Below are 6,857 nucleotides of genomic sequence, written 5' to 3'. Positions count from 1 at the left end.
TCAGGGTCACGTTGACGCTGATGCCCTCGCCGATCACCTTCGTGATCGCCGGCAGGCCCGCCAGCGTGGCCGGGATCTTGACCATCAGGTTCGGCCGGTCCACGGCCTTCCACAGATCGATCGCCTCAGCCACCGTCTTGTCCGTGTCGTAGGCGAGCCGCGGGTCGACCTCCAGCGACACCCGGCCGTCCTTCCCGCCGGTCCGCTGGTGGACCTCGCGGAAGAGGTCCGCGGCGTCGCGGACGTCGTCGTTGGTGATGGTGCGCACCGCGTGATCGGTGCTCGTGCCCGCCTTGGCGAGTTCGTCGACCTGCTGGTCGTACTCGGGTTCCTTCGCCAGCGCGTTGGCGAAGATCGTCGGGTTGCTGGTCGCGCCGACGAGCTCGTAGTCCCTGATCAGCTCGTCGAAGCGTCCGGACTTGATCCGGCTGCGGGACAGGTCGTCCAGCCAGATCGACACACCGAGGTCGCTCAGCGCCTTGAGGTTCGCGTTCGCCACCAGGTGTCCTCCAATCCCGAATCGGGGCTCCCCTCCGCCTACCCGCTCGCCACGCGCGCCATGCATGCTCACAGGCGCACGTTCGGACCCCGGAGCACTGATTCCGCTTCGCGGAACGACATCGTCGGCGGTGCGCTGCGCGTGGGCACTCGGGTGAGTTCGCGGTGCGCGCGGACCAGGCCCGCGAAGTCCCTCGGGTAGGCCTTCGGGTCAGCGCCCAGCAGGGTTCCGGAGCGCCGGGCGCGGCCGACGAGGTGCTGCCAGGTCTCGATCGGGGCGAGACCGATCGACTCGGTGCCGTGCGAGAACAGCAACATCCGGATCTCCTCGTAGCCGACCGCGTCCAGGTGTTCCCGCAGGGTCTCGGGGGAACGGCCCGCGTTGAAGGTCAACCAGAACGGGACGGACCCGGTGCGCAACGCCCAGTGCGGTTCCAGCAGCAGGAACGTCTCCACCAGCAGCCGGTCGGTGGGCAGCTCGTGCGCCGCGTACCAGCTGCGGTGCAGGCCCGCGACCGCCGGGCTCAAGTCCTCGGGATGGCTGAACTGCAGCCTGCGCAGCGGAAAGCCCAAGGCGTCCAGGTCGTCGAGGAGCTGCGGTTCGAAACCCCACTCCGCCTCGGGTCTGCGCTCGTCCGGTCGCGGCGGGTTCCAGCAGCCGTGCTCGGAACCGTAGCGGCGCAGGAACTCCCGCACGCGCGGGCCGCCGGTGAAGTACTCCTGCTCGTCGGCGCCGCCGAGCGCGCCGAACTGGAACACGTGCCGGTCGTCGACCCTGGTGACCGGCCAGTCCAGCCCGCACTCGGCGGTGACCACCACGCCGTCCGGGGCGAGGTGCTCGCGGATGAACCGGCGGTAGGCCATCGGAAGCCGCCGCCACTTCACGCGGAAGTACGACATCCCGGCGATCATCAGCCGGTCTTGGTTCGGGTCGTGCATGTGGTGCAGCACGAGTTCGGGATTGGTGCGCAGCAGTTCGCGGCCCGGTGCCCGCCCGGCCTCCAGCTCGGAGGCCGGGTCGTCGCGGTCCACGCCGCTGCGGCGGACCGGGATGAGCAGCGTTTGCGGCAGCCACGGCGCGTCCAGCGCAGCAGCCAGGTGGATGAGCGCCCCGTTGGAGGAACCCACGAACACCACCGGGTATCGGCGGCGCGGGTAGTGCTCGACGATCCATTCGGCGAGGTCGTCGGCGTCGATGTCGGCGAGGCGATCCGGTGGCACGGCCTCGCCGACACCGCTGGCCGCGTACACGCGGTCGGCCAGCGGTGCGGGCAGCCGGTTCACCCCGCCGAGCAGCGCCGAGAGCACCGGCACCGCGGCGCGCGGAGCCGCGCCCAGCGCGGGCGCGTCGCGCCCGGCCAGGCAGCTCGACAGGGCGCGCAACATGCCGGTGGCCGAGTCGAACGAGGCCACCGCGCGGTCGGCGCGCATCACGCGGCCCGGTACCGCAGGACCGCGCCGATGCCGCCGGTGAGGTCGATGGTGTCAGGCTCGGTGATCACCAGGCCCGCATCGGTACCGGCCAGGGCGCGCACGACGGCGGCGCTGGCGGGTGCGTCGCCCACGATCTCGCCGCCGGAGTCCTTCAGGCTGCGCTCGTCGGCGGCGAGTTCCGTGGGACCGGACCCGACGTGCAGGTCGCCCGCGTGGTCGTCGGCCGTCCACAGCAGGGTGCGGACCTGGCCTCGGCGCAGGGCCTCAACGGTGTCCTGCCAGCCCTCCACCGCGCGTTCGCCGCGGCCGGCCTCGCGCCGGAACTCCTCCACCACGTCGGAGATCTGCGCGTCGTGCACCCTGCGCGTGACCTCCTGCCGCAGCTGCTCCACTGGGAGCCGGCGGGAGTCCGGTTCGATCACCAGGTCCTGGGCGTCGCCCAGCAGTTCGTGCACCAGCGCGCGCTGCTGGTCCTCGCCGGTCAGCACGATCGCCTGGGCGCCGATCTTGCGGGCGCGCTCGGTGATCTCACCGGCGGTCGCCTCGGCGTTGCGCTTCCAGCGCTCCTCGACGGCCATGTGGAAGCGCTGGTGGTTCTCCTCGTTGCCCGCGTGCGTCTTGTGCACCGGGTGCTGCTCGCCGTCGATGCGGATCTCGTCGATCTCGCCCGGGCTGCGCACCAGGGTCAGGTCCGCGCCGGTGTGCTCGACGTCGGCAATCAAGAACGGCACCTTGGACATGCATCGGCGCAGGTAGGGCATCAGGTGCGGGACCGGGCCCACGCTGGCCTGGTCCTCGGCGGGCAGGTCGGTGGGCGGTTCGGGCAGCTCGTCCTGCAGCACAATCTCGGTGTCCTGCGCGACCAGCACCTGCCCCCGCTGCCCGGCCTGGGCGCGGTGCTCGCGCACGTGCGCCTCCATCGCGTCGAGCGTGGCGTCGACGACGCCCTGCTCGCGCAACCGCTCGCGCACCGCCCGCCAGCGCAGCTCGATCGCCTTGGCGGCGTCCTCGGCGTCGGCCGAGGTGTCCAGGTAGGCGGTGACGAAGGGGCCGGGCCGTTCGTAGACGTGTTGCAGTGAACCCATCTCCACGGCTACATCACCCTGTTCTGCTCCACGGTTCGCCTCCGCGCGCGGAGGCCGTTGCCCCGGAGATTCCCAGGTGAGGTGGCAGGTTAAACCCGGTGTCCCACCGCGGCGTAGGCGTTGGCGCGGGCGATGTCGTCGGCGCTCGGCTGCTGGTCCGGGTGCCAGGAGGGCGTGGGGACCAAGCCCGGCGGGACGAGCTCGTAGCCGTCGAGCAGCTCGGCGATCTCCTCCGGCGGGCGCCAGCGCACCGGCGTCGGCGTGCGGGCCATGACTTCCTCGGCAGCCGCCACCTGCTCGTCGGTGGCGGCGAACTGGGAGATGTGCGTGACGGCCAGGTAGCTGCCCGGGGCGCAGGCGTCGCGGTAGGTGGCGGTGAGCGCGGTGGCCTCGGCCTGGTCGGGCACGAACGGCAGGATCGCGACCGCCAGCACCGCCACCGGACGGCCGAAGTCGAGCTTGGCGACGCCGTTCGCGCTGAGCACCGCCTCCGGGTCGCGGATGTCGGCCTCGTCGATGGAGACCATCGGGTTCTCCCCCAGCAGCGCACGCGCGTGGGCGACGGCGACCGGCTCGTGGTCGACGTAGGCGATGCGGGCCTGCGGGTTGTGCTGGTGGGCGATCTCGTGCACGTTGCCCTTGGTCGGGATGCCCGAACCCAGGTCCACGAACTGGTCGATGCCCTGCCGCACCAGGTAGCTGACCGCGCGGCGCAGGAAGGCCCGGTTGGCGACCGCGTAGTCGCGGGCGTAGGGCATCGCCGTCAAACCGGCCTCGGCGGCCTCCCGATCGACCGCGAAGTTCGTCGATCCGCCCAGGTAGTAGTCGTACATCCGCGCCGAGTTCGGGCGGTCCACATCAACCTCGCTGCCCGTCCGCTCCGGCTCCGGGAACACCAACGCGCCTCTCCCGACGTCGTCGACCTCGACCTTCACAGCCTAACCACGCGAACCACCGGTTCCACCACCGGTCCGCACCTGGTTTCCGGCGGCTTCAGCGCGCACCCGGGGGTGCTCGCAGCAGACCCGGTGGGCCCATTCGGGCTCGTGCCACCAGTGGCGGGGTCGGTCTCGGCAACGGCCCGGTGGGCGTGGTTGACGGGCGCCGAGCCTGCCGTCGCAGGGTTTTCGAAGGGCGCCAGGAGGGAGTCGGTGGTGTGCACGACTCCGCCCCGGATCACCACGCGGACCGCTGCCGCCGCGGCGATGTCGGTGAGCGGATCACGGCGACCAGGGCGAGGTCGGCGTAGGCGCCGGGCCGGATCTCGCCGAGTTCACCGGGAAGTCCCAGCCAGCGCGCGGGGTTGCGGGTGGCGGTGGTGAGCGCCTCGTGCGGGGTGAAGCCGTTTACGACCATCGCGCGCAGGTTCATGTGCAGCGGCACCGCGAGGTTGTCCAGCGGTGAGTCGGTTCCGGCGATGACGAGTCCGCCGCCGCGGTGGAGGCGCAGCAGCATGTCGACCTGGTTGGCCAGCTGCGCGCGGGTGACCTCGCCGTCGGGCCCGGCGGCGGTCTCGGCCTCGGCGAGCAGCCGCTCATACTCCCACGGCGGGAACAGCACCTTCGTCCGCCGGTCCTCGATCAGTGAGCGGTCACCGGCGTACAACCCCGACGAGCTGAACAGCGTGGGGGTGAGGGACATGCTGCTGGCGGTGAACAACGCCACCGCGTCGTCGTAGGAGCGCCCGAGCTCGTCGCAGGTGCGGGAGTAGCCGAGCCGGTTGGTGGCGCCGGTGTGCTCCATGCCGTCCATGCCTAGGTTGGCGGCCGGGTAGGCGTAGTGCGAGCTCAGCGGCCTGCCCTGCGCGTGCGCCTGGGCGATGGCGGCCTGCTGCAACCGCACGGGAAGGCGCACGTAGGTCTTGGCCATGTCGTAGTCCAGTGCGGACGCCCGCTGCATCTCCAGCCGCAGCTGCTGCTCGCTGAGCGTGCGGCGCATGAAGTTGTAGTAGATGCGGTCGCCGTCGATGGCCTCGCCGGTGGCGAAGTACCTCGGGCCGACGCGGGATCTTCTGAGCTCAACGCCTCCCGCGTCTCCTGCATCTGGTACGCAGGATCGCCCGGCGAGCGCGTCGTGGTCACGCCGTAGGCCAGCCACGCGCGCCCCTGCCGATCACCCCACTGCCTGCCGCGCAGGTGCCAGTGCACGTGGGCGTCGATCAGCCCCGGCATCGCGGTCAGCTCCCGCGCGTCGAGCTGGGCTCGCTCGTCCTGGGCCGGGAGCACCGCGGCGATCCGCTCGCCCGCCAGCACGATGTCGACGTCGCGGCGCAGTTCCCGCGACGTCCCGTCCCACAGCGCACCCGCGCGCACGACCTGGTTCTGGCTGGTCCGGGCCGGACTCCACCGCAGCTCCAGCGGGATCGGGGTGACCTCGCCGGTGCCGATGTGCACCGACCGCAGCTCGCCACCGTTGAGGAACAGCAGGTGTTCGGCGTCGCGCCAGCTCAGCGAGTCGGTCAGCTCGGTGGTGACCTGGCGGGGCGCGTCGGTGAACGCCCCTGCGGCGTCAACGGGGACGATCCAGGCGGTGGATTCCACGACGAAGGCGAGGTGCCCGCCGTCGGGGGACCGCACCGGGCCGTCGTCGCCGCGGGTGGCCAGCGACCGCAACGGCAGCGCCTCCGCGTAGTGCAGCGCCCCGGTTTCCACGTCGACCCGCAGGACCTGGCTGGTTACCTCGCGGAACCGCGTCGCGCGGGGTTTCACGGCCGCCAGCACCAACGTTCTGCCGTCCGGGGACCAGTCGGGGCGGCCGGGCTGGAACATCGGCGGCGTCACCTGGCGCGGTGGGCCGCCCGCGAGCGCGGCGACCCAGGTGGCACCGTCCTGGTCCTGGTAGGCGACCTGCTTTCCGTCGCGGGAGAACCTCGGGGTGATCGCCGCGCCGCGCACGTCGGTGATGCGCCGCTGCGCTCCGGTGGCCAGCTCGAGCGACCAGAGGTCGGCCGTGCCCGCGCGGTCGCTGCTGTAGATCAGGTGGCGGCCGTCGGGCGAGAAGTCGGGATCGGAGGCGAAGTACCCTTCTGCGACGACCTTTCGAGGCGGTTCGCCGATCGGCATCACCCACAGCGCGTTCAACGCCCGGAACGCGACGTGCGAGCCGTCGCGGGAGCACACCGGGCTCGCGATGCCGGTGACCTCCGGTCCGCGCGCGCCCGGCCGTCGCTGCCGGTAGTCGCGGTGGGCCACCACCGGAACGGTGGCGGTGAACGGCACGTCGCGGCGCGTCCCGGACAGCTCGCGCCTGCCCACCGATCCGTCGGCGGTGTAGAGCAGTTCGTCGGGCCCGACCCAGCGAGGAGCGAACCCGAACACGTCCTCGCCCTCGGTCAGGGTCTGCTCGCCGACGACGAGGTCCCGCCGCGCCCCGACGTGCCGGACGTGGGCCAGTCGCCCGTCCGCCGCGAGGCTCGGCCCGTGCAACGTCACCTCGTCTCCGCCGTCGACCAGCGTGCTGACCTGTCCGGATGCGATCTCGACGCGCTCGATGGCGGTTTCGCCGGCGACGTAGACCAGTGCCCTGCCATCCGGCGACAGCTCGGCATCGCCACGTCCGGCCGGTCGCGGCTGATCTGCCTGATGACCCCGGAGGCCAGGTCCATCACGAAGACCTGGTAGCCGCCGGCGCGGTCGGAGGTGAACGCCAGAGTCCTTCCGTCCGGCGAGAACTTCGGTTGGGGTGACTGCGAAACGACCACGAGTACACATCGACACCCTTCCGCGTCACCTGCACTACACCTTCGAGTGTGCGGAACCGCCCGCTGCTCGCCGATCTTGAAGGGGGAGGCGACGGGATCGATCGGTCCTCGGTTTCACGACTCGTCGGCGGATTGCGCGC

The 6,857-nt window shown here is 71.6% G+C and carries 7 protein-coding genes; 1 reads left to right on the top strand and 6 read right to left on the bottom strand.

Translation table 11 applies throughout. The features are described from left to right. From R4I43_RS32735 to R4I43_RS32710, 6 genes are all read right to left on the bottom strand, one after another. Positions 1–502 (bottom strand): transaldolase family protein (locus R4I43_RS32735; RefSeq protein WP_324269601.1); only part of this gene is annotated, 502 nt, incomplete at its 3' end. Between the two features lie 65 nt (positions 503–567). Next, positions 568–1,929 (bottom strand): hypothetical protein, encoded by a 1,362-nt coding sequence (locus R4I43_RS32730; protein ID WP_324269597.1) that lies wholly within the window; start codon positions 1,927–1,929, stop codon positions 568–570. Continuing rightward, the gene (locus R4I43_RS32725; protein ID WP_324269596.1) at positions 1,929–3,017 is read right to left on the bottom strand and encodes a baeRF2 domain-containing protein; all 1,089 of its coding nucleotides are present in this window, start codon (positions 3,015–3,017) and stop codon (positions 1,929–1,931) included. The genes R4I43_RS32730 and R4I43_RS32725 overlap by 1 nt, the downstream gene beginning before the upstream one ends. A gap of 89 nt (positions 3,018–3,106) precedes the next feature. Then, a complete protein-coding gene (locus R4I43_RS32720) occupies positions 3,107–3,952 on the bottom strand; it encodes an SAM-dependent methyltransferase (RefSeq protein ID WP_324269595.1) in 846 nt (281 codons plus the stop codon). Between the two features lie 241 nt (positions 3,953–4,193). Next, a complete protein-coding gene (locus tag R4I43_RS34520; RefSeq protein WP_407691353.1) occupies positions 4,194–4,472 on the bottom strand; it encodes an amidohydrolase family protein in 279 nt (92 codons plus the stop codon). A gap of 332 nt (positions 4,473–4,804) precedes the next feature. Beyond that, on the bottom strand, positions 4,805–6,448 hold the full coding sequence (locus R4I43_RS32710) for a hypothetical protein (RefSeq protein ID WP_324269594.1): 1,644 nt from the start codon (positions 6,446–6,448) through the stop codon (positions 4,805–4,807). On the opposite strand from R4I43_RS32710, the gene R4I43_RS32705 reads away from it, so the two are divergent. After that, complete coding sequence (locus tag R4I43_RS32705; RefSeq protein ID WP_324269593.1) at positions 6,437–6,637, top strand: hypothetical protein; 201 nt, start codon at positions 6,437–6,439, stop codon at positions 6,635–6,637. The two genes, R4I43_RS32710 and R4I43_RS32705, sit on opposite strands and share 12 nt — an antisense overlap. Positions 6,638–6,857 lie beyond the last annotated feature (220 nt).

The organism is Saccharopolyspora mangrovi (assembly GCF_035320975.1).
Classification (GTDB): domain Bacteria; phylum Actinomycetota; class Actinomycetes; order Mycobacteriales; family Pseudonocardiaceae; genus Saccharopolyspora; species Saccharopolyspora mangrovi.
Note: the sequence above shows the minus strand (reverse complement) of the source record. Positions and strands in the feature narration are given on the sequence as shown.

Coding starts and splice junctions, on each gene's coding strand:
- R4I43_RS32730 (WP_324269597.1), bottom strand. CDS start 1,929: ATGCGCGCCGACCGCGCGGTGGCCTCGTTCGACTCGGCCACCGGCATG.
- R4I43_RS32725 (WP_324269596.1), bottom strand. CDS start 3,017: ATGGGTTCACTGCAACACGTCTACGAACGGCCCGGCCCCTTCGTCACC.
- R4I43_RS34520 (WP_407691353.1), bottom strand. CDS start 4,472: ATGCTGCTGCGCCTCCACCGCGGCGGCGGACTCGTCATCGCCGGAACC.